The 26,119-nt window shown below is 72.8% G+C and carries 24 protein-coding genes and 1 rRNA gene; 7 read left to right on the top strand and 18 right to left on the bottom strand.

Features of this window, described 5'->3' with window-relative positions; all coding sequences use genetic code 11:
• Positions 1-45 precede the first annotated feature (45 nt).
• The 6 genes from ACIQVD_RS04080 to ACIQVD_RS04055 form a co-directional block, all read right to left on the bottom strand.
• Complete coding sequence (locus ACIQVD_RS04080) at positions 46-1,854, bottom strand: bifunctional metallophosphatase/5'-nucleotidase (RefSeq protein WP_402285902.1); 1,809 nt, start codon at positions 1,852-1,854, stop codon at positions 46-48.
• A 144-nt stretch (positions 1,855-1,998) separates the two neighbouring features.
• Complete coding sequence (locus ACIQVD_RS04075; RefSeq protein ID WP_100836853.1) at positions 1,999-3,345, bottom strand: ATP-binding protein; 1,347 nt, start codon at positions 3,343-3,345, stop codon at positions 1,999-2,001.
• A gap of 26 nt (positions 3,346-3,371) precedes the next feature.
• Entirely contained in the window at positions 3,372-4,943 is a 1,572-nt protein-coding gene (locus ACIQVD_RS04070; protein ID WP_402285899.1) for an SCO6880 family protein, read from the bottom strand.
• A 7-nt stretch (positions 4,944-4,950) separates the two neighbouring features.
• Positions 4,951-6,237: a hypothetical protein gene (locus ACIQVD_RS04065; RefSeq protein ID WP_402285896.1), complete on the bottom strand. Its 1,287-nt coding sequence runs from the start codon at positions 6,235-6,237 to the stop codon at positions 4,951-4,953.
• Positions 6,227-7,045, bottom strand: a complete 819-nt coding sequence (locus ACIQVD_RS04060) for a hypothetical protein (protein WP_402285894.1) — start codon at positions 7,043-7,045, stop codon at positions 6,227-6,229. Before ACIQVD_RS04060 ends, ACIQVD_RS04065 begins: the two co-directional genes overlap by 11 nt.
• Before the next feature lie 128 nt (positions 7,046-7,173).
• Positions 7,174-7,521 (bottom strand): hypothetical protein, encoded by a 348-nt coding sequence (locus ACIQVD_RS04055; protein WP_014137435.1) that lies wholly within the window; start codon positions 7,519-7,521, stop codon positions 7,174-7,176.
• A 250-nt stretch (positions 7,522-7,771) separates the two neighbouring features.
• On the opposite strand from ACIQVD_RS04055, the gene ACIQVD_RS04050 reads away from it, so the two are divergent.
• A complete protein-coding gene (locus ACIQVD_RS04050) occupies positions 7,772-8,830 on the top strand; it encodes an NlpC/P60 family protein (protein ID WP_402285892.1) in 1,059 nt (352 codons plus the stop codon).
• A gap of 172 nt (positions 8,831-9,002) precedes the next feature.
• Positions 9,003-9,755, top strand: a complete 753-nt coding sequence (locus tag ACIQVD_RS04045) for a phosphatase PAP2 family protein (RefSeq protein ID WP_400682588.1) — start codon at positions 9,003-9,005, stop codon at positions 9,753-9,755.
• Between the two features lie 51 nt (positions 9,756-9,806).
• On the opposite strand, the gene ACIQVD_RS04040 is transcribed toward ACIQVD_RS04045, so the two are convergent.
• Positions 9,807-10,007, bottom strand: a complete 201-nt coding sequence (locus tag ACIQVD_RS04040; RefSeq protein WP_400682591.1) for a hypothetical protein — start codon at positions 10,005-10,007, stop codon at positions 9,807-9,809.
• Between the two features lie 159 nt (positions 10,008-10,166).
• Here ACIQVD_RS04040 and ACIQVD_RS04035 point away from each other — a divergent pair, with 159 nt between their 5' ends.
• On the top strand, positions 10,167-10,997 hold the full coding sequence (locus ACIQVD_RS04035) for a hypothetical protein (RefSeq protein ID WP_400682593.1): 831 nt from the start codon (positions 10,167-10,169) through the stop codon (positions 10,995-10,997).
• 138 nt (positions 10,998-11,135) lie between these two features.
• On the top strand, positions 11,136-11,363 hold the full coding sequence (locus tag ACIQVD_RS04030) for a hypothetical protein (RefSeq protein WP_100836860.1): 228 nt from the start codon (positions 11,136-11,138) through the stop codon (positions 11,361-11,363).
• Positions 11,364-11,402: 39 nt separating this feature from the next.
• Here ACIQVD_RS04030 and ACIQVD_RS04025 read toward each other — a convergent pair whose 3' ends face one another.
• Positions 11,403-11,756 carry a metal-sensitive transcriptional regulator gene (locus tag ACIQVD_RS04025; RefSeq protein ID WP_400682597.1) on the bottom strand — a complete coding sequence of 118 codons (354 nt, stop codon included), beginning with the start codon at positions 11,754-11,756 and terminating at the stop codon, positions 11,403-11,405.
• A gap of 252 nt (positions 11,757-12,008) precedes the next feature.
• On the opposite strand from ACIQVD_RS04025, the gene ACIQVD_RS04020 reads away from it, so the two are divergent.
• Positions 12,009-12,629: a DUF47 domain-containing protein gene (locus ACIQVD_RS04020; RefSeq protein ID WP_014137429.1), complete on the top strand. Its 621-nt coding sequence runs from the start codon at positions 12,009-12,011 to the stop codon at positions 12,627-12,629.
• Between the two features lie 5 nt (positions 12,630-12,634).
• Entirely contained in the window at positions 12,635-13,630 is a 996-nt protein-coding gene (locus ACIQVD_RS04015) for an anion permease (RefSeq protein ID WP_402285888.1), read from the top strand.
• A 150-nt stretch (positions 13,631-13,780) separates the two neighbouring features.
• Here the strand turns inward: ACIQVD_RS04015 and pstB are convergent, their stop codons facing one another.
• The 9 genes from pstB to ACIQVD_RS03970 all read right to left on the bottom strand — a co-directional run bounded on the left by pstB (position 13,781) and on the right by ACIQVD_RS03970 (position 24,408).
• Positions 13,781-14,557 carry a phosphate ABC transporter ATP-binding protein PstB gene (gene pstB / locus ACIQVD_RS04010; RefSeq protein ID WP_111554838.1) on the bottom strand — a complete coding sequence of 259 codons (777 nt, stop codon included), beginning with the start codon at positions 14,555-14,557 and terminating at the stop codon, positions 13,781-13,783.
• 41 nt (positions 14,558-14,598) lie between these two features.
• Positions 14,599-15,675, bottom strand: a complete 1,077-nt coding sequence (pstA, locus tag ACIQVD_RS04005; protein ID WP_400682604.1) for a phosphate ABC transporter permease PstA — start codon at positions 15,673-15,675, stop codon at positions 14,599-14,601.
• The gene (gene pstC, locus ACIQVD_RS04000) at positions 15,672-16,655 is read right to left on the bottom strand and encodes a phosphate ABC transporter permease subunit PstC (protein WP_400682606.1); all 984 of its coding nucleotides are present in this window, start codon (positions 16,653-16,655) and stop codon (positions 15,672-15,674) included. Before pstC ends, pstA begins: the two co-directional genes overlap by 4 nt.
• 174 nt (positions 16,656-16,829) lie before the next feature.
• A complete protein-coding gene (pstS, locus tag ACIQVD_RS03995; protein WP_400682609.1) occupies positions 16,830-17,975 on the bottom strand; it encodes a phosphate ABC transporter substrate-binding protein PstS in 1,146 nt (381 codons plus the stop codon).
• 253 nt (positions 17,976-18,228) lie between these two features.
• Entirely contained in the window at positions 18,229-18,735 is a 507-nt protein-coding gene (locus ACIQVD_RS03990) for an NUDIX hydrolase (protein ID WP_111554863.1), read from the bottom strand.
• Positions 18,736-18,788: 53 nt separating this feature from the next.
• Complete coding sequence (locus tag ACIQVD_RS03985; protein ID WP_400682611.1) at positions 18,789-19,862, bottom strand: CHAD domain-containing protein; 1,074 nt, start codon at positions 19,860-19,862, stop codon at positions 18,789-18,791.
• Between the two features lie 113 nt (positions 19,863-19,975).
• A complete protein-coding gene (locus ACIQVD_RS03980) occupies positions 19,976-22,459 on the bottom strand; it encodes an RNA degradosome polyphosphate kinase (RefSeq protein ID WP_402285883.1) in 2,484 nt (827 codons plus the stop codon).
• A gap of 285 nt (positions 22,460-22,744) precedes the next feature.
• On the bottom strand, positions 22,745-23,665 hold the full coding sequence (gene mshD / locus ACIQVD_RS03975; RefSeq protein ID WP_402285881.1) for a mycothiol synthase: 921 nt from the start codon (positions 23,663-23,665) through the stop codon (positions 22,745-22,747).
• 92 nt (positions 23,666-23,757) lie between these two features.
• Positions 23,758-24,408 carry a TetR/AcrR family transcriptional regulator C-terminal domain-containing protein gene (locus ACIQVD_RS03970; protein WP_400682618.1) on the bottom strand — a complete coding sequence of 217 codons (651 nt, stop codon included), beginning with the start codon at positions 24,406-24,408 and terminating at the stop codon, positions 23,758-23,760.
• Between the two features lie 93 nt (positions 24,409-24,501).
• Between ACIQVD_RS03970 and ACIQVD_RS03965 the strand changes: the two genes are divergently transcribed.
• Positions 24,502-25,950, top strand: a complete 1,449-nt coding sequence (locus tag ACIQVD_RS03965; RefSeq protein ID WP_402285878.1) for an FAD-dependent monooxygenase — start codon at positions 24,502-24,504, stop codon at positions 25,948-25,950.
• 81 nt (positions 25,951-26,031) lie between these two features.
• Here ACIQVD_RS03965 and rrf read toward each other — a convergent pair.
• Positions 26,032-26,119 (bottom strand): 5S ribosomal RNA (gene rrf, locus ACIQVD_RS03960); the annotation flags it as partial.

Below are 26,119 nucleotides of genomic sequence, written 5' to 3'. Positions count from 1 at the left end.
GGGGCGGGGCACCGCCGGTGCCCCGCCCCCGTCGCCGCGCCGGGGTCAGCCGTTGTCCTCGCCGACGCCGATGACCTTGATCCGGTCGGCGGCCGGCGGGGCGATCGGCGCGCTCGCCGAGCTGTGGCCGGTCAGGTAGGCGTTGAACAGGTCCAGGTCGGAGGCGCCGACGAGCTTGTCGGTGCCGGCGGTGAAGGCCGGGAAGCCGTCGCCGCCGCCGGCCAGGAACTCGTTGGCGGCGACCCGGTAGCTCGCGTTCGGGTCGAGCGGCGCGCCGTTCAGGCGGATCGAGTCGACGACCACCCGGGCCGCGCCGGCCTGGTTCAGGTCGAGGGTGTAGTGCAGGTTCGAGGAGATCTGCAGCACCTTCGGGGCGGCCTCGTTGACGCCGGAGACCTGCTGCTGGAGGACCTGCACCAGCTGGGCGCCGGTCAGCGTCTTGACCTGCATCATGTTGGTGAACGGCTGGACGGCGAACGCCTCGCCGTAGGTCACCACGCCGTCGCCCTCGCTGCCGGTGGCCCGGTACACCAGGTCGGCGCGGATGCCGCCGGGGTTCATGAACGCCACCTGCGCGCCGCCCTTGTCGGCGGGCGAGAGGCCGGCCAGCTGGGCGTCGGCGATCAGGTCGCCGAGCGGCTTCTCCAGCGCGGTGGAGCCGCGGCCGTTGATGTCGGCGGTGATGTAGCCGGTGGCCCGGTTGGCGATCGGCGCGGCCAGCTTGGTGTACCGGTCGAGCAGCGCGGTCAGGTCCGGCGCCTTCGGCACGTCGCGGCGCACGACGTGGTTGGCGGCGGTGACCGTCGGGCGGACGATGCTGCCGCTGCGCTTGTCCAGCTTGAGGTCGATCTCGGTGTACAGGCGGCCGAACGAGGCGGCGCTGGTGACCGAGCGGGGCACGCCCTTCGGGTCCGGGACCATGCAGGCGTACGAGTTGTGGGTGTGGCCGGTGACGATCGCCCCGACGGCCGGGTCGATGTTCCGGGCGATGTCCACGATCGGGCCGGAGACGCCCGCGCCGGCCGGGCCGCAGTCGTAGTTGTACACGTTGCTGGCGGGCAGGCCGCCCTCGTGGATCAGCGCGACGATCGAGTTGACGCCCTGCCGCTTCAGCTCGGCGGCGTACTTGTTGATGGTGGTGACCTCGTTGCCGAACGTGAGGCCCTGCACGCCGGCGGCGGTGACGATGTTCGGGGTGCCCTCCAGGGTCACGCCGATGAAGCCGACCTTGACGCCGTGGACGTTGGTCACCCAGTACGGCTTGAGCAGCGTCCGGCCGGTCTTCTCGTTGGTGACGTTCGCCGCCAGGTACGGGAAGTCCGCGCCCTTGAACTTGCGGCCCTTCTCGTAGCAGCCGTCGGTCGGGTGGCAGCCGCCGTTCTGCATCCGCAGCAGCTCGGCCGAGCCCTCGTCGAACTCGTGGTTGCCCACCGAGGTGACGTCGAGGCCGATCTTGTTCATCGCCTCGATGGTCGGCTCGTCGTGGAACAGGCCGGAGACCAGCGGGCTGGCGCCGATGATGTCGCCGGCCGCGACGGTGAGGCTGTTGGGGTGGCCCTTGCGGGCGTCGCGCAGCGCGGTGGCCAGGTACTCGACGCCGCCGGCCGGGGTGGCGACGGTCTTGCCGGTGGCCGGGTCGATCTCGTTGATCGTGCCCGAGGAGCCGGCCGGGGGCTCCAGGTTGCCGTGGAAGTCGTTGATGGCGAGGAGCTGGAGGTCCTCGTACTTGGGCTTGTCGTGGCCCCGGCCGTGGGCCTCGGCGGCGGCCGGGAGGGCCATCGTGCCGAAGAGGGCGGCGGCCGCGGCGACCGCGAGGGCGGTCGAGCGGCGGCCGGTGGAACCGGAAATGGGCATGGCTGTCCCCTGGACCGTCGGGGCCGCGGCAGCGCGGCCTGGCGTTGTCTGGGTGCAGCCTAGGGTCAACGCGCGTAGCTGTCAGGAACCCGGAAGTAACGAGCTGGTTTCCGCGAGCTGACGGTCACCCCGCGCGACGGGCCGTCAGATCCGCGGCTGCGCCGCCAGCTGCTGGTCCGCGCGGTCCCGCTCGGCCACCGCGTCCTCGGTCATCGCCCGGTCGGTGTACACCAGCGGCTTCTCGGCCTCGGTGATGATGTGCTTCACCACCTGCACGTTGCCGTTGACGTCCCACACCGCGATGCCCGGCGACAGGGTCGGGATGATCTCCACCGCCCAGCGCGGCAGGCCCAGCACCCGGCCGGTGGCCCTCGCCTCCTCCGCCTTCTGCATGTAGATCGTCCGGGTCGAGGCCATCTTCAGGATCGCCGACGCCTCCTTCGCGGCCGCCCCGTCCACCACGTCCGACAGGTGGTGCACCACCGCGACGAAGGACAGGCCCAGCCGCCGGCCGAACTTCAGCAGCCGCTGGAACAGCTGCGCCACGAACGGGCTGTTGATGATGTGCCAGGCCTCCTCCACCAGGAAGATCCGCTTCACCCGGTCCGGCCGCAGCCAGGTGTGCTCCAGCCACACCCCGACGATCGCCATCAGGATCGGCATCGCGATCGAGTTCCGGTCGATGTGCGACAGGTCGAAGACGATCAGCGGCGCGTCCAGGTCGATGCCCGCCGAGGTCGGGCCGTCGAACATGCCCCGCAGGTCGCCGTCGACCAGCCGGTCCAGCACTAGCGCCACGTCCAGGCCCCAGGACTGCACCTCGCCGACCTCCACGCCCAGCGACTCCACCGCCGACAGGTCGGGGCTGCGCAGCGTGTCGATGATGTCGTTCAGCACCGGCTGGCGGTCCGTCACCGTGGCCAGCACGTACGCGTGCGCGGCCTTCAGCGCGAACCCGGCCCGCTCCTCGAGGCCGCGGCCCATCGCCACCTCGATGATGGTGCGCAGCAGCGACAGCTGGCCGCTGGTGGTGATCGCCGGGTCCAGCGGGTTCAGCTTCACGCCGCCGCCCAGGGCCGCCTGCGGGTCCAGCCGGATGGACTTTATCCCCAGCGCGTTCGCGATCAGGTTCCACTCGCCGACGCCGTCCTCGCCCTGCGCGTCCAGCACCACCACCTGGCGGTCGCGGAACCTCAACTGCCGCAGCACGTACGTCTTCTCCAGCGCCGACTTGCCGTTGCCGGACTCCCCCAGCACCAGCCAGTGCGGGGCCGGCAGCTGCTGGCCGTACAGCTGGAACGGGTCGTAGACGTAGCCCTTGCCGCTGTAGACCTCGCGCCCGATGATCACCCCGGAGTCGCCCAGGCCGGGTGCCGCGGTCGGCAGGTACACCGCCTGCGCCTGGCCGCTGGAGGTGCGCACCGGCAGCCGGGTGGTCTCCACCCGGCCGAACAGGGTGCTGGTGAAGGAATCGGTGAGCTTGCCGAGCATCGACGGGCCTCCGGGGGTCAGCGGCGTCAGCGGCGGATGCCGGTGGCGAACGGCAGGGTGTTGGCGAACGCCCGGTGGTGCTCGCGGTCGCACCACTCCAGCTTCAGGTAGCTCTTGCCCGCCGACGCCCGGATGGTGCGCTTGTCCCGGGCCAGCGCCTCCGGGCTGCGCGCGGAGACCGTCAGGTAGCCGACCAGGTTCACCCCGGCCGCGCCCGAGGCCAGGTCGTCGCCGCGCTGGTCCACCCGGCCGGTGTGCGCCAGGTCGCGCGGGTCGACCGTGCGGTTCATCTTCGCCGCCCGGCTGGCCTCCGCCTCGTCGTTGGTCTTCTCGGTCAGCATCCGCTCGATCGCCACGTCGGTCGGCTCCAGGTCCATGGTCACCGCGACCGTCCGGATCACGTCCGGCGTGTGCACCAGCAGCGGCGCCAGGAAGTTCACCCCGACCGGGGTCAGCGGCCACTCCTTGATCCACGCGGTGGCGTGGCACCACGGCTCCCGGGTCGCCGCCTCGCGGGTCTTCGCCTGCAGGTACTGCGGGTGGGTGGCGTCCAGCTCGGCCGGCCAGGCGTTGCGCCTGCTCATCGCCTGGATGTGGTCGATCGGGTGGTCCGGGTCGTACATCGAGTGGATCAGCGAGGCCAGCCGGGCCTGCCCCAGCGGCTGCCGCACCCGGATGTCCGCCTCCGCCAACCGGGCGCAGATGTCGGTCAGTTCACGCGCCATCACGGTCGCCAGGCCGTCGTCGTCGCGGGCCCGCTTCTCGCCCCGCCCGTACGCCGTGCGCCCCATCGCGTGCGCCTCGGCCGCCAGGTCCCGGCTGTAGTGCATGCACGCCACCAGGTACGCCCGGTGCTGCTCCGAGGAGGTCGACACCATCGACTGCAGCTGGTCGTAGCTCTCCTGGAGCCAGCGCGGCGCGTCGTGGTCGCCGCGCCGCGCCACGTCCTTGGCGTGCGCGTCCGGGTCGGCCGGCAGCGTCCGGGCCAGGATCTGCAGCCGGGTCACGAAGCCGTCGCCGTTGGCCACGTGCTTGAGCAGCGTCCCGAACCGGTCGACCAGCGCCTCCTGGTCCTCGGAGTCGCGCAGGCCCACGCCCGGGCCCTCGATCTCGATCGCCGCGGTCACCGTCCGCCGCTCCAGGTGCATCAGCACCGCGACCTCGTCCGGCCCGAACGGCGCGGTCAGCCAGCGCAGCCGCCCCACCCCCGGCGGCGGGCCGACCTCCACCTCGCGCCCGTCCAGCCTGGTCCCGGCCTCGTGCACGTCCGGCTTCCAGACCGCCCGGCCGCTGCGGATCGTCCGCCGGAAGGTCCGGTTGATCTCCACCCACTTGTAGAACGTCCGCCGCCGGTACGGCACGTACACCGCCATGATCGCCAGCAGCGGGAAGCCCACCAGGCCGGCGATCCGCAGCGGCAACAGGCTCGGGACCAGCCCCCACACCATGCCCAGGCCGGCGCCGGCGATGATCAGCACGATCTCGCCGTTCTCCCGGTTGCGCCCGATCGGCGCGTTCGGCCGCGCCTTGCCGATCAGGTAACTGCGGCGCTGATGGGCGTACTGGGTGCCGTACTGGCCGAGCTGTTCGCTGCTCATCTCCCCGTCACCCTCCCTTCGGGTTGTTGACCGGAGCCTGGACCTGGGCCTGCGCGGGCGGCGCCGCCGGGCGCGGCGGGTTCGCGGGCCGGGAGGCGTGCGCCGCGATGCCCGCGCCCGCCCCGCCACCGCCGGCCGGGGAGCCGGAACCGCCGCCCCCGCCCTCCGCGCCGCCGCGCGAACCGTGCGTGGAGATGCCCTGCTTCACGAAGTTCGCCGGGCCGTTGATCATCGCGCTGCCGGCCTGCACGGCGCTCGCCCGGGCCCGCCGCATCGCCATCAGCTCGTCGCCGAAGCCCGGCACGAACCGGTACACCGCCGCGCTCGCGAAGATCGACAGGAACAGGATCGCCAGCCCCGCCAGCACCCGGCCGAAGTCGTCGTCCGCCCCCGCACCGGTCGCCACCGCGCCCGCCAGCCCCAGGATGATCACCACGATCGGCTTCGCCAGGTCCACCGCCAGCATCATCGCCGCCCACCGGCGCACGTGCTTCCACATCTGCTTGTCCACCAGGCCCGCGTACACCGCCGTCCCCAGCAGCGCGCCCACGTACAGCATCGCCGCCCGGATCACCAGCTCCACCCAGAGCACCGCCGCGGCCAGCACCGCCACCAGCGACACCAGGATCAGGATCAGCGGGCCGCCGCCGATGCTCCCCTTCTCCAGGGTGTCCGCGAACCCGCCCAGGTAGGTGCCCGTGTCCGACTTCGTGCCCGCCGAGATCGCGTCCGTCAGCCCGTCGGTGACGGTCACCACCGTGTACAGGATCAGCGGCGTGAACGCCGAGGCGATCACCGTCAGCCACAGGAACCCGACCGCCTCCGCGAACGCCTGCCCCAGCGCCGCGCCGCGCACCGCCCGCTTGGTCACCGCCAGCAGCCACAGCACCAGCGTGATCACCGTCGAGACGGCGAACACCACCGCGTACTGCTGCAGGAACGCCGCGTTGGTGAAGTCGACCTTCGTCGTCCCGTCGATCGCCCCCGACAACTGCCGCACCACCCAGGCCGCCGCCTGCGCGCAGCCCTTCGCCAGCGACCCCAGCGGATCGGTGACGCCGGAGACGGCGCCCGTCCCGGGGATCACGGTGGCCCCGGGCGGGGCGCACAGCTTGTCGGCGCCGAGGACGGTCGCGTCGTTGCCCGCGCACTTGGAGCCGCTCGGACTCGGTGTCGGATCGGCGGCCGCGACCCCCTGCAGGGCCAGCAGCACGGTGAGTTGGAGGACGCTCAGCGCGGCGCCGAGCGTCCCGGCCCGGCGCAGGAAGCGCAGTCTGGACGCGTCAGCGGGCATAGCGGAACCCTCCGAACTGCTGGACGGCATCGGCGATCTCTTTCGCGGTGGCCGCCTGCTGGTCGCCCGGCAGGGGGGCGGGGCCCGCGGCGCGGGAGTAGTCGGTGAGCTTCCAGTCGCTGCCGGTCCAGCGCATGGTGACGGTCAGGGTGTACCAGTCCTGGGTGACCGGGATGACGGAGCCCTCGCCGGTCAGGCCGTACAGGCCGGTGCACCAGACGTCGACCCGGGTGGCGGTGTCGGCCCCGTTGGTGGTGCGGGTGCCGACCGGGACGACCCGGTTGACGAAGGTCTGCCCCTTGGGCGGGCGGCCCTGCGCGTCCAGCCCGTAGCGCGCGTTCGTCTCCGGCGTGAACGCCTGGTCGAGGCGGGCCTGGAGGGACTGGACCGCGGTGGGGTCGGCGATGGTGGCCAGGACGGTGCTGCGGCTGTCGGTGCGGAACATGTCGGTGGAGCCCAGGGCGACCGCGTAGTTGGCGGCGGCGGACTGCGCGCCCTGGTCGGTGTGCGGGTAGCCGGTGCCGACGCCGTTGGAGGTGGTGGTGACCGGCTGCTGTCCGCTGGCGGCGGTGCGGTCGGGGGAGGCGGCGGCCCCGGGGGCGCGGTCGCCGGAGGTGCCGGTGCCGGTGCGGCCGACCGGGGGCTTGTCCCGGTTGGCGACGGCGACGGCGACCACCAGCAGGGTGACGACGGCGAGGACGGTCAGGAGGGTGCGCAGCGGCCGGGCCTGACGGCCGGTCGCGGGGGCGGTCTGTTCGGCGACCGGTAGCCGCGTACGGGTGTGCGGCTGGTCGTCGGACAACGGCACGGGGCCCTCCTGGTGGGGCGCCGCCGCGCGGGGCGCGCGGCGGCGTGACGGGTTGCTCGGCGGGGAAGTGCGGGGGCCGGGGTGCGGCGGACCGGATCAGCGCTGGTCGGAGGGGAGTTGTCCGCTCGTCAGATGGCCATGCCGTACACAATGGTGAACAGGGTGCCGAGCGAACCGATGATGAACACGCCGGTCAGGCCCGCGACGATCAGCCCCTTGCCCTGTTCGGCGCTGAAGGTGTCGCGCATCGCGGTGGCGCCGATCCGCTGCTTGGCCGCGCCCCAGATGGCGATGGCGAGGCAGACCAGGATCGCCACCGCCATCACGACCTGGACCATGACCCGGGCCGAGGAGCCGAGGGTGGCGAACGGGCCCCAGTCCGGGGCGATCCCGCCGATGATGGTGTCGATGTCGGCCTTCTTGGGCGGGTCCTCCGCCAGGTACCGGATCACTGTGCTGTCCACGTTCAGGTCCATCCCATCTCACCGCCCGATCAGGAAAATTCAAGGCCCCGGACCACGGCCGAGCGAAGGGGCAGGGCCTGTTCTTGGCCAGATATGACGTCGACTTGGCTGCTTCTCGCGGATTGACCGTGGCTGGCCCGGACGTTCCGCCAGGATGTCCGGTGGTTCGAGGATACTGCCCGCCCCTGGTATCTGTGATGATTGCACCGGGCAATTGCGTAACAGGACATGGCCGCTGACGTTCCGTCGGGATGGTGCTGGGATGGTGCTCCGGAAGGCTCGGCTGGCGGGTGCCGCGACGGTGGTGCTCGCGATCGGTTTCGTGGGTGTGGTGACCCTCGGGACGTACGCGGCCAGTGGGGTGCCGGAGCGCTCCTCCGCGTCCCTCGGGCTGTCCGGCGGGACGGTGCCGGCCGCGTACCGGCCGCAGATCCAGCGGTGGGGCGCGCTCTGCCCGGAGATCTCGGCGCCGATGCTGGCCGCCCAGCTCTACCAGGAGAGCGGCTTCGACCCGTCGGCGAAGAGCCCGGTCGGGGCCTCCGGCATGGCCCAGTTCATGCCGGGCAGCTGGGACGCCTTCAGCGTCGACGGCGACGGCGACGGCAAGCGGGACGTCTGGAACCCGCTCGACGCGATCGCCTCCGCCGCCAGCTACGACTGTCTGCTGGCCAAGCAGGTCTCCAACGTCCCCGGTGACCGGCAGGCGAACATGCTGGCGGCCTACAACGCGGGCCCCGGCGCGGTCTCCCAGTACCGGGGCGTCCCGCCGTACAAGGAGACCCAGGGCTACGTCCGCAGCATCCAGGCGCTGGCGAGGTCCTTCACCGCCCCGGCCGACCCGGGCGTGCAGCTGGCGCTGTCCAAGGAGGCGGCGGGCGCGATCTGGTTCGCGCAGGGCAAGCTGGGCACCGACTACCTGTGGGGCGGCACCGGGCAGAGCTGGGAGGACGGCCGGTTCGACTGCTCGGGCCTGACGCAGGCGGCGTTCCGCGCCGTCGGGATCGAGCTGCCCCGGGTGGCGAACGACCAGTGGTACGCCGGGCCGCACCCGTCCCGGGACCAACTCCGCCCCGGCGACCTGGTGTTCTTCGCCAACGACCTGGAGGACCCGCGCACCATCCACCACGTGGGCCTCTACGTCGGCGGCGGCTACATGATCGACGCGCCGCACACCGGGGCCAAGGTCCGCTACGACACCATCGCGCAGAAGGACTACATCGGGGCGACCCGGGTCACCCCGGACGGCGCCGCCGCGCTGCCCGACCGGAACCCGAACGACGGCACCATCACCAGGGGCGGCGGGCCGGGCGCCGCGAGCTGACCGGCATCGGCATGTGCATGCGCGGTGGACGGTGAGTCAAGTTTGGGTAACGGTGCGTTTGGGGGGAAACCGCGGCGGCCTTGATCGCGTTGACTGAGGAGGCTACCGGTCGTCCGCACCCGGAAGCACCACGATCTGGGACCACTGCGGAGAGCGGACAGGGAGGTGCGGCGTGCCGACGCTGCTCGCCGACGCCGGAGCCGGTTCGGGCGACCCCGACCTCGGCCTGCTCAAGGCCGTCAACGGCCTGGCCGCGGACGCCCCGGGCTGGCTGGACTCGCTGGTCGCCTGGACGGCCGAGTACGGCATCCTGTTCGGCCTGGCCGCGATCGGCCTGGTCGCCTGGCTGAGCGCCCGCCGCCGCCCGGACGCCCCGGTCGCGGTGGCCGGCGTGCTGTGGGCGCCGCTCGCCGTGGCCGTCTCCGAGCTGGCCAACCTGCCGATCTCGCAGCTCGTCGACCGGCCCCGCCCGTTCGTCACCCACCCCGAGCTGGACGTGCTGGTGCCCGGCAAGGAGGACACCCTCTCCTTCGTCAGCGACCACTCGGCGATGTCGATGGGCGTCGCGGTCGCGCTGTTCCTGGTCAACCGCCGGCTCGGCCTGGCGGCCGGGGCGCTGGCCCTGCTGCAGGGCTTCTGCCGGCTGTTCGTCGGCGTGCACTACCCGACCGACGTGCTCGGCGGCTACGCGCTGGCCACCGCCGTGGTGCTGCTGCTGGCCCCGCTCGCGATGGCGGTGCTGGTGCCGCTGTGCCACGCGCTGTCCCGCGGCGCGCTGCGCCCGCTGGTGGTGGCCCGCGCCGCCGCCGCGGACTCCGGCCGCCGCCGGCAGGCCGCGCCCGCCGCCCGCCGTTCCGGCCGCCGGGCCGGGCGGGACCGGAGCCCCGAGCCGGAGCGCGGGTCCGAGTCCGACCTCGCCGCCTGACCCCGCACCGGCCCGCGTCCGTCCGCCTGCCCGTCTCGCCCGGCCGGGCCCTCAGCCGCCGCCGTCCGGGTCCGCGAGGTGCTCCGCGGCGTCGCGCCGGGACTTGTCCCGGGAGCGCCGCCCGGGGGCGAACCAGCCGCAGGCGCAGTGGGCGAAGCTGAACGAGCCGCGTTCCGTCACCTCCACCCGGTGTCCGTCCGGGTGGTCGGTCCGCGTCGTCCCGTCGGGCGCTCCGGGGCGCTGATCTGCCACGTCCTTCACGGTATCCCGCCCGGGCGGCCCGGCCTCCCGTCCGACCGGTGAACGCCGGCGTAACCTTCCGCGCCCCAACTCGTTTGCCTGGCAAGCGCTCTGCCCATCCGGGGCGGTTGCTTGCCGGGTCATCCGGGGCCCGAGGGGGTTGTCGAAGAAGTGAAGAAGCTCAACCGCGCCGCGGCCGCGGCCCTGCTCGTCACGGTGCTGTCGGCCTGTAGCGGCGGCGGCCAGGACCGGTCGGGCTCCGCCGACCGGCTCTCCGCCGATCCGCTGACGGCGGTCCGCTCGGCCGCCGACATCACCGGCCGCACCGGCTCGGTGACCGCGACCACCGAGCTGACCACCGAGTCCGCCGACAAGAAGGCGGTGTTCAGCGGCACCGGCGGCTACGACTACGTGAAGCGGATCGGCCGGCTGGAGATCGACGTGCCGCCCGGCGCCGCCACCACCGGGAAGATCACCGAGGTGGTGCTGCCCGGCACGGTGTACCTGCAGAACAGCGGCGCGAAGATCCCCGAGGGCAAGTGGGTCAGGCTGGACGTGCGCCAGCTCCCGGACGGCAACCTGGTGAGCTCCGGCGCCACCGACCCGGCCACCGCGGCGGGCGCGCTGCGCGGCGCGCAGAGCGCCGAGCTGGTCGGCACCGAGGCGGCGGACGGCGGGGAGCTCAAGCACTACCGGGGCACCCTGGACCTGGCGAAGGCCGCCGACGCGACCGGCGGCCGCGGGGCGGACGGCCTGCGGATGGCCGCCCAGACCTTCACGGTGAAGGAGGTCCCGTACGAGGTCTGGCTGGACGGCCAGGGCCGGCTGCACAAGGTGGTGGAGAACTTCACCTTCGCCGGGGTGGCCGGCTCCACCGCGGCCAAGGACCAGGTCAAGGTGGTCTCCACGCTGTCGCTGGCCGACTTCGGCAAGCCGGTGGAGGCCGCCGAGCCCGCCGCCGGGGACATCTACTCGATGCAGGCCAGCCCCTCGCCGAAGTGACCGGCCGCCGCCCGGGCCCACCCGTTTCGGGCGGCAGAGATGGCCCGTCCGTGCCATGTGGCCCGGCCCGCGGCTCCCTACGCTGGTACGGGGCGGGCGGAGCAGTGCGGCGGACGGGGCGCGGAAGGGGTGGAGGCCATGGCATCCGGGGAGAACGGCACCGGCGGCCACGACAGAACCGCACTGGACGAGATCGACCTGACCGGTGAGCTGATGATCGCCGCTTCGGCCAGCCGCGCGGAACGGCTGGCCGCCGAGCAGATCGACGAGGTGCTGCTGGCCCCCCGCGGCGGACCGGACCGGTCGGAGCCGAGGGCCCCGGAACCGCGGGCGCCGCAGCAGCGGACGCCGGAACGGGGCCGTTGACCGGTCGTCAGCCCGCAGCGGAGGCCGTGGCGGCCCCGCTCAGGTGCGCAGCAGCCGGGCGATGGCCGCGCTGGCCTCGGCGACCTTGGCGTTCAGCTCCTCGCCGCCGTCCTCCGCGGCGGCCGCGGCGGCCACGCAGTGCCGCAGGTGCTCCTCCAGCAGGGAGAGCGCGAAGGACTGCAGCGCCTTGGTGGAGGCGGACACCTGGGTGAGGATGTCGATGCAGTAGACGTCCTCGTCGACCATGCGCTGGAGGCCGCGGATCTGACCCTCGATCCGGCGCAGCCGCTTGAGGTGCGCCTCCTTCTCGCCGCTGTACCCGTGCGGGCCGCCGGGCGCGGGGTGGCAGGCCGCCGGGGCGTCGTCGGTGCTCGGGGTGTCGATGGTGGTCATCCGATCCGCCCTCTTGGTCTCGGTGCTCGGCCCGCCCCCGGTCTTCGGCCGGGAGGTACCCCATCCTCCAACACGCGGCACCGTCCGGGTGTTCCGCCGTCCGGGCGTCAGCACAGAGATCCCCCTGCAGAGCGGGAGCAAACCGGCGTGTCGTGGGACACACTTAGGGCGCGCGTCGGCAACCCCGTGCCCATGAGCGGGGCGCGTGCGCCTAGCATCGTCAAGTACCGACCCCGCACATCGGAGATTTCCGTGCGTTTTAGCCTGACCCCGAAGGAGACGAGCTTCTACGACATGTTCGCCGCCGCCGCGGAGAACCTCGTCGTCGGATCGAAGCTCCTGCTGGAACTACTGGGCTCGGACGTGTCAGCCCGCGCGGAGATCGTCGAGCGCATGCGCGCCGCCGAGCACGCCGGGGACGACACCACCCATGCGATCTTCCACCAGTTGAACTCCTCGTTCATCACCCCGTTCGACCGGGAGGACATCTACAACCTGGCCTCCTCGCTCGACGACATCATGGACTTCATGGAGGAGGCCGTCGACCTGGTCGTGCTGTACGACATCGAGACCCTCCCGAAGGGCATCGAGCAGCAGATCGAGGTGCTGGCCCGAGCGGCCGAGCTGACCGCGGAGGCGATGCCCAACCTGCGGTCGATGTCGAACCTCACCGAGTACTGGATCGAGGTCAACCGGCTGGAGAACCAGGCGGACCAGATCCACCGCAAGCTGCTGGCCCACCTGTTCTCCGGCCAGTACGAGGCGATCGAGGTGCTGAAGCTCAAGCAGGTCGTGGACGTCCTCGAAGAGGCCGCCGACGCGTTCGAGCACGTGGCCAACACGGTGGAGACCATCGCCGTCAAGGAGTCCTGACCTCCGTGGACATGGCAGCACTGATCGTCGTCATCGGCGTCGCTTTCTTCTTCACGTACACGAACGGCTTCCACGACTCCGCCAACGCGATCGCCACCTCGGTCTCCACCCGGGCGCTGACCCCCCGGGCGGCACTGGCGATGGCCGCGGTGATGAACCTGGCGGGCGCCTTCCTCGGCAGCGGGGTGGCGAAGACCGTCTCCGAGGGGATCATCGAGACCCCGACCGGCAGCAAGGGCATGGCGATCCTGTTCTCGGCCCTGGTCGGGGCGATCACCTGGAACCTGGTCACCTGGTACTTCGGCCTGCCGTCCTCCTCCTCGCACGCGCTGTTCGGCGGCATGGTGGGCGCGGCGCTGGCCGGCGGCATCGGGGTGGTCTGGCACGGCGTGATCGACAAGATCATCGTCCCGATGATCGTCTCGCCGGTCGTCGGCCTGATCGGCGGCTTCCTGGTGATGCTGGCGATCCTGTGGATCTTCCGGAAGGCCAACCCGCACAAGGCCAAGCGCAACTTCCGGGTGGCGCAGACCGCCTCGGCGGCGGCGATGGCGCTGGCGCACGGCCTGCAGGACGCCCAGAAGACCATGGGCATCGTGGTGATGGCGCTGACCATCTCCGGCCACCAGTCCGGCAACGGCATCCCGATCTGGGTGAAGCTCTCCTGCGCCACGATGCTCTCGCTGGGCACCTACGCGGGCGGCTGGCGGATCATGCGCACCCTCGGCCGGAAGATCATCGAGCTGGACCCGCCGCAGGGCTTCGCCGCCGAGGCCACCGCCTCCGCGGTCATGTACGTCACCTCGTTCGTCTACGCGGCGCCGATCTCCACCACCCACGTGATCACCTCGGCGATCATGGGCGTGGGCGCCACCAAACGGGTCCGCGCGGTCCGCTGGGGGGTGGCGAAGAACATCGTGATGGGCTGGTTCATCACCATGCCGGCGGCGGCGATCGTGGCCGCCGCGATGTACGGGGTCGTGAACCTGCTGGTCCTGTGACCCCCACCGCGTCGTAGCCGGCCGCGGACGGAGAGGGCCCGCCCCCACAGCACGGGGGGGCGGGCCCTTCCTGCTGGCTCCGCGGCGGCACCGCCATGCAGCGCCGCGGAGCAGTTCGTGCGGCCTCGCGCGGACGGCGCGCGGGGCCGGTCAGCCGAAGCGGCCGGAGATGTAGTCCTCGGTGGCCTGGACCGACGGGTTGGAGAAGATCCGCTGGGTGTCGTCCAGCTCGACCAGCTTGCCGGGCTGGCCGACGCCGGCCAGGTTGAAGAAGGCGGTGCGGTCCGAGACGCGGGCCGCCTGCTGCATGTTGTGGGTCACGATCACGATGGTGAACTGCGACTTCAGCTCGCCGATCAGGTCCTCGATGGCGAGGGTGGAGATCGGGTCGAGGGCCGAGCAGGGCTCGTCCATCAGCAGCACCTCCGGCTCGACCGCGATCGCCCGGGCGATGCACAGGCGCTGCTGCTGGCCGCCGGACAGGCCCGCGCCGGGCTTGTTGAGGCGGTCCTTGACCTCGTTCCACAGGTTGGCGCCGCGCAGGGACTTCTCCACCACGCCGTCCAGCACGGACTTCTTCTTCACCCCGGCCAGCTTGAGGCCGGCCACCACGTTGTCGTAGATCGACATGGTGGGGAACGGGTTGGGGCGCTGGAACACCATGCCGACCGAGCGGCGGACGGCGACCGGGTCGACGTTGGCGCCGTACAGGTTCTCGTCGTCCAGCATCACCTTGCCCTCGACCCGGGCGCCGGGGATCACCTCGTGCATCCGGTTGAGGGTGCGCAGGAAGGTGGACTTGCCGCAGCCCGAGGGGCCGATGAAGGCGGTCACCGAGCGGGGCTCGATGGTCATCGAGATGTCCTCGATGGCGCGGGTGGAGCCGTAGTAGGCGGACAGTCCGCTGACGTCGATGCGCTTGGCCATGGTCTTTCGTCTTCTCTCGTCTGTTCGTACGTCAGTCGGTGTCAGTGCCCGCCCTTGGGCGAGCGCCAGCGCGCGATGCCCCGGGCGACGAGGTTGAGACCCATCACGAAGGCGATCAGCACCAGGGCCGCGCCCCAGGCGCGTTGGTAGCCGTAGTCGTTGTTGATCTGCGAGTACTGCTGCCAGATGTAGAGCGGCAGCGACTGCTGCGGACCGTGGAACGGGTCGCTGTTGATGAAGTCGGCGCCGAACACCAGCATCATCACGGGGGCGGTCTCACCGGTGATGCGGGCGACCGCCAGCATCACACCGGTGGTGATCCCGCCCACGGCGGTGGGGAGGACGATCCGCAGGATGGTCTTCCAGCGCGGCACACCGAGCGCGTACGAGGCTTCGCGCAGCTCGTTCGGGACGAGCTTGAGCATCTCCTCGGTGGAGCGGACCACGACCGGCATCATCAGGATCGCCAGCGCGAGGCTGCCCGAGAATCCGGAGTACTCGAAGCCCAGCAGGATGTTCCAGAGCGAGAGGATGAACAGGCCGGCGACGACCGACGGGATGCCGGTCATGACGTCGACGAAGAAGGTGACCGCCTTGGCGAGCCGGCCGCGGCCGTACTCCACCAGGTAGACGGCGGTGAGCAGGCCGATCGGCGCGGCGATCAGGGTCGCCAGCAGGACCTGCTCGACGGTGCCGATGATGGCGTGGTAGATGCCGCCGTCCGGGCTGAGGGTGGCGACGACGCCCTTCATCGAGTGGGTGAGGAAGTTGCCGTCGATCGCGCCGATGCCCTGCTGGACGGTGTAGAACGTCAGCGCGACCAGCGGGACCACGGCGCAGATGAAGGAGACCCAGATCAGCGAGGTGGCGAACCGGTCCCTGGCCTGGCGGCGGCCCTCGACCGAGGCCGAGACGGCGTAGCTGACCAGCAGGAACAGCAGGGCGGAGATCAGGCCCCACTGGATGTGGCTCTTCAGCCCGGCGACGGCGCCGAGGCCGCAGCCGACCGCGATCGAGGCGGCGGCGACGCCGGCCGGCGCCCAGCGGGGCAGCCGGGCCGCGGTCAGCCGGCGGCTGAGCTGCGGGGCGGCGTCGGTGACGGTCGAAATCGCGCTCACGCGGCGGCCCCCGAGTACTCCTTGCGACGGGCGATGATCATGCGGGCCGCGCCGTTCACCAGCAGGGTGATGACGAACAGCACCAGGCCGGAGGCCATCAGGGCGTCCCGGCCCAGCGGCTGGGCCTCGTTGAACTTGAGCGCGATGTTCTGCGCGAAGGTGCCGCCGCCCGGGTCGAGCAGGTGCAGCGACAGCTGGCTGTTGGTGGAGAGCACGGTGGCGACCGCGATGGTCTCGCCGAGCGCGCGGCCCAGGCCGAGCATCGACGCGGAGATGATGCCGGGGCGGCCGAACGGCAGCACCGCGGTGCGGACCATCTCCCAGCGGGTCGCGCCGAGCGCGAGCGCCGCCTCCTCGTGCATCCGCGGGACCTGCCGGAACACCTCGCGGGTGACCGCGGTGATGATCGGCAGCACCATGATCGCCAGCAGGATGCCGACGGTGAACAGGTTGCGCGGCGGGACGCCCGCGATGGACTGCCCGAAGAGGTACGTCCAGCCCAGGTACTGATCCATCCAGCTGGTCAGGCCGTCCATGTGCGGGACCAGGAACAGCACGCCCCACAGGCCGTAGACGATGGACGGGACGGCGGCCAGCAGGTCCACCAGGTAGGCGAACGGCTGGGCGATCCGGCGCGGCGCGTAGTGCGAGATGAACAGCGCGATGCCGACCGAGACCGGGACCGCGACGGCCATCGCGATCAGCGCGCTGACCAGGGTGCCGAAGGTGAGGACGGCGATGCCGAAGACCGGCTTCGCGGCGTCCGGGGTCCACTCGAAGGTGGTGAGGAAGTTGCCCTCGTTCTTGCCCAGCGCGAGGGCCGAGCGGTAGGCGAGGAAGCCTGCGATGGCGGCCATGATGACCAGCAGCAGGATGCCCGAGCCCCGGGAGAGGTTGAAGAACACGCTGTCACCGCGGCGGCTGTCGCCCCGGCTCCGTCGAGTCCGTCCCCGCGCGTCGGCGGGGGGTGCAGAAGTCATGGTCGTTTACTCCGGTCTGGCGGCGCTGCCCCGCGGAGGGCGGCACCATGGCGGCGGTGCCCCGGACGTTCTCGTGGTGGTGGTGCGTGGTGCGTGCCGACGAGGGCCCCGGCCGGACGGCCCCTCCCCCCTCCTTCGGGGGGCCGCCCGGCCGGGTCGTCGCTGTGCTCAGGCTCAGGCCAGGGCGTCGATCTGGGTCTTGACCTTGGCGGCGAGCTCGGCCGGCAGCGGCACGTAGCCGACCGCGCCGATGGCCTGCTGGCCGCCGTCGCTGACGGTGTAGTTCAGGAAGGACTTCAGGATCGGCAGGCTGTCGGCCTTGTTGCCCTTGTCGCAGACGATCTCGTAGGTGACCAGGGTCAGCGGGTAGTTGCCCTCGGCCTTGGTCGCGTAGTCGATGTCCAGCGCCAGGTCGGCACCGGTGCCGACGACCTTGGCGGCGGCCAGGGTGGCGGCGGCGTTGGCGGCGGTGGCCTCGACCGGCTTGGAGGCGCCGGTGTTGATCAGCGCGCTGGTCAGCTTGTTGGTCTGGGCGTAGGAGAGCTCGACGTAGGAGATCGAGTTCTTGACCTGCTTCACCTGGGCCGCGACACCGGCGGAGCCGTTCGCGGACTGGCCGCCCTGGCCCGCCCAGGTCTTGGCAGCCGGGTACTTCCAGGCGCCGCCGCCGGCCTTGGCCAGGTAGCCGGTCAGGTTGGCGGTGGTGCCGGAGTCGTCCGAGCGGTGGATCGCCTGGATCGCGGCGTCCGGCAGGGTGACGCCCGGGTTCAGGGCGGCGATCGCCGGGTCGTTCCACTTGGTGATCTGCGAGTCGAAGATCTTCGCCAGGGTCGGGCCGTCCAGGACCAGCTTGTCGGCGCCGTCCACGTTGTAGACGATCGAGATCAGGCCGCCGACCATCGGCAGGTCGATCGCCTGGCCGCCGGCGCAGACCTGCTTCGAGGCGTCGACCTCGGCCGGCTTCAGGGCGGAGTCGGAGCCCGCGAAGGCGATCTTGCCCTGGTTGAACTGGGTCACACCGGCACCGGAACCGCCGCCGCCGTAGGTCAGGGTGGCGCTGGAGCAGGCGGCGCTGTAGGCGGCCTTCCAGACGTCGATGGCCGGGGTCTGCGCGGTCGAACCCGCGGCCAGCAGCTGGCCGCCCTTGTCGGCACAGGCGATCTTGGCCGCGGCCGCCGTCGAGCCACCGGCGGACGAGGAGGCGCCCGAGGTGGTGTTCGAGGTGTTGTCGTCCGTACCGCACGCCGAGAGCGACAGCGTGGAGACGAGCGCGACGGCACCGATGGCGAGGGCCTTGGAGCGGCCGTTCCGCAGGTTCACTGGGTGTCCCTTTCTGAGGCAATGCCGGTCTCGGAACGACCGGTTTTGCTGTGGTCCGGGGCCCTTTCGGCCCTCCGGTAACCCAGAAGTTAGGCAGGACAGGTGACGCGTCAGCCGGTCACACATGAACGGGGAGTGAACCTCGAAGGGACGTCAGGAAACTGCGGCAGGTAGTAACGGTTTCGTCACGGCGGGGGCGCGGCCGGATCACCCGGGCGGCCCGGACGGACCGTCCGGACGGCCGCGGCCCCGCTCAGCCGAGCAGCAGCTCCAGCAGCGCGTCCACCAGCACCCGGTCGCGCGGGTGCGTCAGCCGCTCCCGGGCCCGCCGCGGCGGCAGCCACTCCAGCCGGTCCACCTCCCGGTTGGGCCGGAACGAGCCGCCCGCCGGCACCGCCGACCAGTACCGGACCTCCTTCGGCCGGCCCTGCACCAGGTAGTGCTGGGCCGGCAGCTCCGGCCCCAGCACGCAGCGCATCCCGGTCTCCTCCCGCACCTCGCGCAGCGCCGCCGCCAGCCAGCCCTCCCCCGGCTCCAGCTTCCCCTTCGGCAGGCTCCAGTCGTCGTACTTCGGCCGGTGCACCAGTGCGATCCGCGGCTTCTTGCGCCCCTTGCCGCCCTTCTTCGGCGGCCCCGGCACCCAGAGCACCGCCCCCGCCGCCAGCACCGTCGAACGGGGACCCGCCGCCGGACGGCGGTCGGTGCGGGAGCCGCCCGACCGGGCCGGGGCACGGTCGGGCGCCGAGGGGCGGTCGGGCATCTGCGGCACGCGGTCCATCCGGGCGGGGGAACGGGGGGCGGGGGAACGGGGACTCAGTCCGACGGCACCGCCACCGGACCGACCAGCCCGGGCGCCACCCCCGGCCACTGGCGCCCGAAAGCGTACCGGGCCGACTCCACCTCCAAACGCTGGTCGGCGTGCACCACCCCCAGCACGTACGCCGTCGCCGGGGTGATCCGCGGCGTGCGCGCCGCCGTCGCCACCGTCGCCGCCGCGTCCGACGCCTCCTGGTGGCGCGCCAGCACCCCGTCCAGCTCCGCCAGCCCCTCGCCCGGCGCCCCGCACACCTCCAGCGCGTACCTGGCCCGCTTCACCAGGACCCGGGCCCGCAGCCACGGCGCGTCGTCCGCCGCCAGCGCCGCGTCCGCGTCCGCCGGGGCCCGCGCCGCCGGCACCGCGCCCGGCGCCGCCTCCCGCACCGGCCCCAGCCGGTGCAGCCCCGCCCCGCCGTACGCCCGTGCCGCCCGCTGCCACGGCAGCCGCTCGCCCGCCCCCAGCAGCGCCGCCAGCGCCGCCCCGGTCGCCGGCAGCAGCGCCGCCGCCGGCTCCGCGGCCGCCTGGGCCACCAGCGGCACCTCCCCGGCCAGCAGCGTCATCCGGTCCGCCAGCGCGTGCAGCCGGGCCGAGCGCAGTTCCTGCAGCAGCGCGGTGTGCGCCCGGCTCCGGGCCAGCGTCAGCTGCCGCTCCAGCAGCGCCCGGGCCTTGGGCGCGCCCGCGTGCCCGGCCAGCATGCCCGCCCCCTCCGGGGAGGTGTCGGCCAGCGAGTCCAGCGCCTCCAGCAACCGGGTCGCCCGCCGCTGGTAGCCCGGCTCCTGGTCCAGCAGGTCGAGCAGCCAGCGCAGCTCGGTGCGCGACTCCCGCGCCCACTGCGCCTCGAACGCCGCCGCGAAGGTGTGCAGCGCCCCGCCGATCCGGCGCACCGCCCGCAGCAGGTCCGCCGCCGCCTGCGCCGACGCCGGCAGCGCCGCCGGTCTGGACCCCGCCTCGCCGACCGCCTGCGGCAGGGCGCGCAGGAACGCGCCCGCCTGGGCGGTCAGGTAGCCGGCAAGGACCTCCCCGGCGGTCGCGGCGCGCGCCACCGGGGCCGTCGTCGGCGCATCGGTCATGGCTGTGGCTCTCCCCGATTCCCTCCCCGGGCCTGCCCCGGGGGTCCCCGGGCGTGCCCCGGGGCGTGCAGTCCGCCCGCGCCGGGACGCTCCCGGCGCGGGCGGGGTGCCGCTCAGCGCGCGGCGGCGGAGCCGCGGTTGCGGCGGCGCGAGTCGATCAGCAGGTCCTGGACGTGGCGCAGCGGCCGCCCCTCGGCGTCCTGCGCGTGCCGGGTCCAGGTGCCGTCGGCGCCCAGGTGCCAGGAGTCGGTCTCCTCGGAGACGCCCAGGTCCAGCAGCCCGTTCAGCTCGGCCCGGTGCGCCGGGTCGGTGACCCGCACCAGCGCCTCGATCCGGCGGTCCAGGTTGCGGTGCATCATGTCGGCGCTGCCGATCCACACCTCCGGGTCGCCGCCGTTGCCGAACACGAACACCCGCGAGTGCTCCAGGAACCGCCCGAGTATCGACCGCACCCGGACGTTCTCGCTCAGCCCCGGCACGCCCGGCCGGATCGCGCAGATGCCGCGCACCCACACGTCCACCGGCACCCCGGCCTGCGAGGCCCGGTACAGCGCGTCGATCACCACCTCGTCGACGATCGAGTTGACCTTGATCCGGACGAAGGCCGGCCGCCCGGCCCGGTGGTGCGCGATCTCCCCGTTGATCCGCGCCACCAGGCCGTCGCGCAGCCCGCGCGGCGCGGTCAGCAGCCGCCGGTACGACTCGCGCCGCGAGTACCCCGACAGCCGGTTGAACAGGTCCGACAGGTCCGCGCCGACCTGCGGGTCCGCCGTCAGCAGGCCCAGGTCCTCGTACAGCCGGGCCGTCTTCGGGTGGTAGTTGCCGGTGCCGACGTGCGAGTACCGGCGCAGCGTGTCGCCCTCCTGGCGGACCACCAGCGACAGCTTGCAGTGCGTCTTCAGCCCGACCAGGCCGTACACCACGTGGCAGCCGGACTCCTCCAGCTTCCGGGCCCACTTGATGTTCGCCTGCTCGTCGAAGCGCGCCTTGATCTCCACCAGCACCAGCACCTGCTTGCCGGACTCCGCCGCGTCGATCAGCGCGTCCACGATCGGCGAGTCGCCGGAGGTCCGGTACAGCGTCTGCTTGATCGCCAGCACGTGCGGGTCGGCCGCGGCCTGCTCCAGGAACGCCTGCACCGAGGTGGAGAACGAGTCGTACGGGTGGTGCAGCAGCACGTCCCGCTCGCGCATCGCCCCGAAGATGTCCGGCAGCGTCGCCGACTCCACGTCGGTCAGCCCGCGCGCCGTGCCCGCCACGAACTTCGGGTACCGCAGCTCCGGCCGGTCCAGGTCGGCGATCCCGAACAGCCCGGTCAGGTCCAGCGGCCCGGGCAGCGGGAAGACCTCCGCCTCGGTGATGTTCAGCTCCCGCACCAGCAGGTCCAGGATGTACGGGTCGATCGACTCCTCGACCTCCAGGCGCACCGGCGGCCCGAACCGGCGCCGCATCAGCTCCTTCTCCAGCGCCTTCAGGATGTTCTCGGTGTCGTCCTCCTCCACCTCCAGGTCCTCGTTGCGGGTGACCCGGAACGCGTGGTGGGCGAGCACCTCCATCCCCGGGAACAGCTCCTCCAGGTGCGCCCCCATCACGTCCTCCAGCGGCACGTACCGCTGCGGCGACGCCTCCAGGAAGCGGGACAGCGACTGCGGCACCTTCACCCGGGCGAAGTGCTTGTGCCCCGACACCGGGTTGCGCACCACCACCGCCAGGTTCAGCGACAGCCCCGATATGTACGGGAACGGGTGCGCCGGGTCGACCGCCAGCGGCGTCAGCACGGGGAAGATCTGCTGCCGGAACAGCGTGTGCAGCCGGGCCTGCTCGGCCTCCGCCAGGTCCGGCCAGCGCACCAGCTCGATGCCCTCGGCCGCCAGGTCCGGCAGCACCTCCTGCTGGAAGGTCGCCGCGTGACGCGCCATCAGCTCGCGCGAACGGCGCCAGATCAGGTCCAGCACCTCGCGCGGCTGGTGCCCCGACGCCGAGCGCTGCGCCACGCCGGTGGCGATCCGGCGCTTGAGGCCGGCCACCCGCACCATGAAGAACTCGTCCAGGTTGGACGCGAAGATCGCCAGGAACTTGGCCCGCTCCAGCAGCGGGATGTTCGGGTCCTCCGCGAGCTCCAGCACCCGCTCGTTGAACGCCAGCCAGCTGCGCTCGCGGTCCAGGAACCGGCCCTGCGGCAGTTCCGCCTCCTCCGGGCCCCGCCCGTCGGCCGCGGCGTTCGCGGTGCTTGCGGTGCCCGCCGGGAAGGCCGCCGAGACCACCGTGGGCAGCGCCGTGGGCAGCGCCGTCGCGGCCCGCACCGGCTCCGCCGGCACCGCGGGGGACGCCTCGGCCGGGGCCTTGGCCTCCACCGCCTTGGCACCGGCCGCCCTGGTCCTGCCGCGCGCCGACGCCGGGCGCGGCTTCGCCTCCTTGGCGTCCTTCGCGTCCTTGGCGTCCTTGCCGGACTCCCTGCCGCCGGTGTCCTTGCCGGCGGCGGCTCTGCCGCCACCGGCACCAGCGCCGGACCTCACACCCGACCGCACGGCCGGCTTCTGCTCACTGCTGCGCTCGGCCGGATCGGCCGAGTCGGAGACGGGGCGGGGGATGCTCATGGGTTCCAGCTCCTCCTGCAGGACGCGGCCCCGGTGGGGCGAAGGGCATGACTCCGCAGGCTGCTCGTCCTCGTCGACCCACGTCCACCCGCCCGGGGACGCCGGAACCCGCCCGGACGGGCGGGGGGTGGAGCGGTGACGCGGACGCGGCAATACGGACGACATTCTGTGATCTTCGCGGCGCCGATTGAATCCACGGTAAACACCGCATGGCCAGGAGGAAAGCTGAGTCGGTCGCCCCCGTGGCCGCCGGCGGTTCCTCCCTCCCGTCCGCGTCCGCCCAGCTCAGCGCGGACCGGACGGCTCCCACCGGTACATCAGGTCGACCTCGTGGACGTCGAACCCGAGCCGCTCGTACACCCGGACAGCCGCCGCGTTGTCCGCGTCCACGTACAGCATCACCGTCGGCAGGCCGCGCTCCAGGATCAGGTGCCGCAGACCCACCGCCGTCAACGCCCTCCCCAGGCCATTACCCTGCTCCGCCGGATCCACCCCCACGACGTACACCTCGCCCGGCCCGTCCGGCTGGGTCTTCGTCCAGTGGAAGCCCACCAGCCGGCCGTCCCGCTCCGCCAGGAAGAAGCCCTTCGGGTCGAACCACGGCTCGGCGATCCGCTCCGCCAGGTCGCGCTCCGTCCACGCGCCCTGCTCCGGGTGGTGCGCGAACGCCAGCGCGTTCAGCGCCAGCCAGGCCGCCTCGTCCCGGCCCGGCTCGAAGGTCCGCAGCTCGACGCCCGCGGGCAGCGGCACCGCGTCCGGGGCCGCCGCGGTGCGCCGCATCTGCCGCAGCTCGCGCACCAGCACCGCCCCGTGCGCCTCGGCCAGGTGCCGGGCGGCCGGCAGGCCGCCGTGCGCCCAGAAGTCCAGCCCGCCGCCGGCCCCGGCCAGCACCTCGCGCACCAGCTCGCCGCCCAGGCCCCGGCCGCGCTCGGCCGGGGCCACCGTCAGCTCCACCGTCCCCGGCCGCTCGCCCTCGACCTGCGCGTAGCCGACCACCGCCCCGCCGGCCGACTGCACCAGGTGCCGCACGCCCTCGCGCGGACTGTCCGGCCTGATCCGCAGCCGGCCGGCCTCCGAGACCGCCTCCCGCCCGTCCGCCCCGGCCGCCGCCGCGAGCAGCTCGCGCACCGCCCCGGCCTGCCCCTCCGTCAGCACCTCGACCCGCTCGACCCGGCCCTCGCCTGACGTGTTCTCAGAAGTCTGCATACCGGCGAGCCTACGTTCTCCGCCCCGCGTTCAGCGGGGAGTCCGGGACGGCGGCGGACGCCGGTGCCGGGGCCCGGCGCCGGGGCCCCGGCTCAGCGCGGCTGCTCGGCGTGCAGCACCTCGATGCCGGCCGTGACGATGGCGAGGCCGCGCTCGAAGCGGCGCTCGTAGTCGGTGAACAGGTCCGCGCCGGCGGCGGCGGACAGCGGCCGGTCCGGCCCGATCCGCTCGGCGCGGTCGGCCGGGTCGTAGCCGGGCGTCCGCTCCCCCGGCATCGGGTGCACGGCCTGTTCCTCGATCACGAAGCCGACGGTGAAGGTGTACGCGGTGAAGTACGCCTCGACCGCCTCGGAGAGGGTGAACCCGGCCCGGACGAAGGACCCGAGCTGTCCCTCGAAGCGGTCGGTGTGCCCGAAGTCGGTCAGCCGGGTGCCGCTGAACACCTTGGCGCCGTCCCGGTGGGCCAGCAGCGTGCGGCGCAGGGTGCGGCAGGTCAGGGCGAGTTGCCGCTGCCACGGGGTCTCGGCGGCGGGCGGCTCGCCGGCCGCGACCATGCGCCGGATCATCTCGGTGGCGAGTTCGTCCAGCAGCGCCTGCTTGTTGGCGAAGTGCCAGTACAACGCCGGTGCCTTGCAGTCGAGTTCGGTGGCGATCCGGCGCAGGGTCAGGCCCTCCAGGCCGACCTCGTCGAGCAGCCGCAGGGCGGTGTCGACCACCTGCGCGCGATCCAGTTTCGGTGCCATGGCCTGCCTTCCGGGTTCTCGACGCTTGACAACTTAACACCGTTAAGGACAGGCTCGGAACCGCCCCAACTTAACACCGTTAAGGAGAGCTCGATGCACCCGGACGTCCTGATCACCGGCGCCGGCCCGACCGGCCTCACGCTCGCCTGCGAACTCGCCCGCCGGGGCGTCCCGGCCCTGCTGGTCGAGCGGGCCCCCGCGCTGTTCCCCGGCTCCCGGGGCAAGGGACTGCAACCCCGGACCCTGGAGATATTCGAAGACCTCGGCGTGCTCGCCGAGATCCGGGCCGCGGGCCGGCGCTACCCCGCGATGCTGCCCTGGACCGACGGACGGCCCGGGGAACCGTTCGCCCTGACCCCGACCGCCACCGCGACCGAGCAGGTGCCGCACCCCGAGACCTGGATGGTCCCGCAGTGGCGCACCCAGGAGATCCTGTACGACCGGCTCCGGGAACTCGGCGGCGACGTGCGGTTCGGCGCCGAGCTGACCGGCTTCACCCAGGACGACACCGGCGTGACCGCCGAGATCACCGGAATCGGCACCGTCACCGCCCGCTACCTGGTGGCCGCGGACGGCGGACGGTCGACCGTCCGCCGGACCCTGGGCATCCCGATGACCGGCGAGACCGTCGACCCCCGGCCCTCCCTCGTCGCGGACCTCCGGCTCACCGGGCTCGACCGGGAGCACTGGCACGTCTTCCCGCAGGCCCCCGGCGGCCCCCTCGCCCTGTGCCCGATGCCCGGCACCGACGACTTCCAGCTGTACGCCCAGTACGAGGACGGCGAACCCGACACCAGCCCGGACGGCATCCGGGCCGTGGTCGCCGCCCGCACCCACCTCGGCCCGGACGCCGTCACCGAGATCCGCTGGGCCTCCGACTTCCGGCCCCGGGCCGCACTCGCCGAACGCTTCCGGACCGGCCGGGTCCTGCTCGCCGGCGACGCCGCGCACGTCCACTCCCCCGCCGGCGGCCAGGGGCTCAACACCAGCGTCCAGGACGCGTACAACCTCGGCTGGAAGCTCGCCCACCTCCTGCGGCACGGCGCCGACGCCGAACTCCTACTCGACAGCTACCAGGCCGAACGGCTGCCCGTCGCCGCCGACGTCCTCGACATCAGCACCTCGATCCACCGGGCCGGCCCGCTCGCCGGTCAGCCCGGCACCGACCGCCGACGCGCCCGGCGCGGCAAGGACACCGACCAGCTCGCCGTCGGCTACCGCGGCGGCCCGCTCAGCGTCGACCACCGCGAGGCCGTCCCCGAGGACGCCCTCCAGGCCGGCGACCGCGCCCCCGACGCCCACCTCCCCGACGGCACCCGCCTGTTCGACGTCCTGCGCGGCACTCACGCCACCCTCGTCACCACCGCCACCGAACCCCCCGCCGTCCCCGCAGGCGTCCGCGCCCTCCGCCACGACGCCTACGGCCCCGCCACCGACCACCCGACCCTGTACCTGATCCGCCCCGACGGCTACCTCGGACTCGTCACCCGGAACGCCGCCGACCTCGCTCCTTACCTGGCCCTCCTCGGCCTCTCCGACTGATACCGCGGCCGGGACCAGTTCCGTTCCGGAAATGCAGAAAGGGCCCCAGCCGTGAGGCTGGAGCCCTTTCTTTCAAAGATTGTTCGGCGGCGTCCTACTCTCCCACAGGGTCCCCCCTGCAGTACCATCGGCGCTGTGAGGCTTAGCTTCCGGGTTCGGAATGTAACCG

The sequence above is a fragment of the Kitasatospora sp. NPDC090308 genome (assembly GCF_044769485.1).
In the GTDB taxonomy this organism is placed as follows: domain Bacteria; phylum Actinomycetota; class Actinomycetes; order Streptomycetales; family Streptomycetaceae; genus Kitasatospora; species Kitasatospora fiedleri.
Note: the sequence above shows the minus strand (reverse complement) of the source record. Positions and strands in the feature narration are given on the sequence as shown.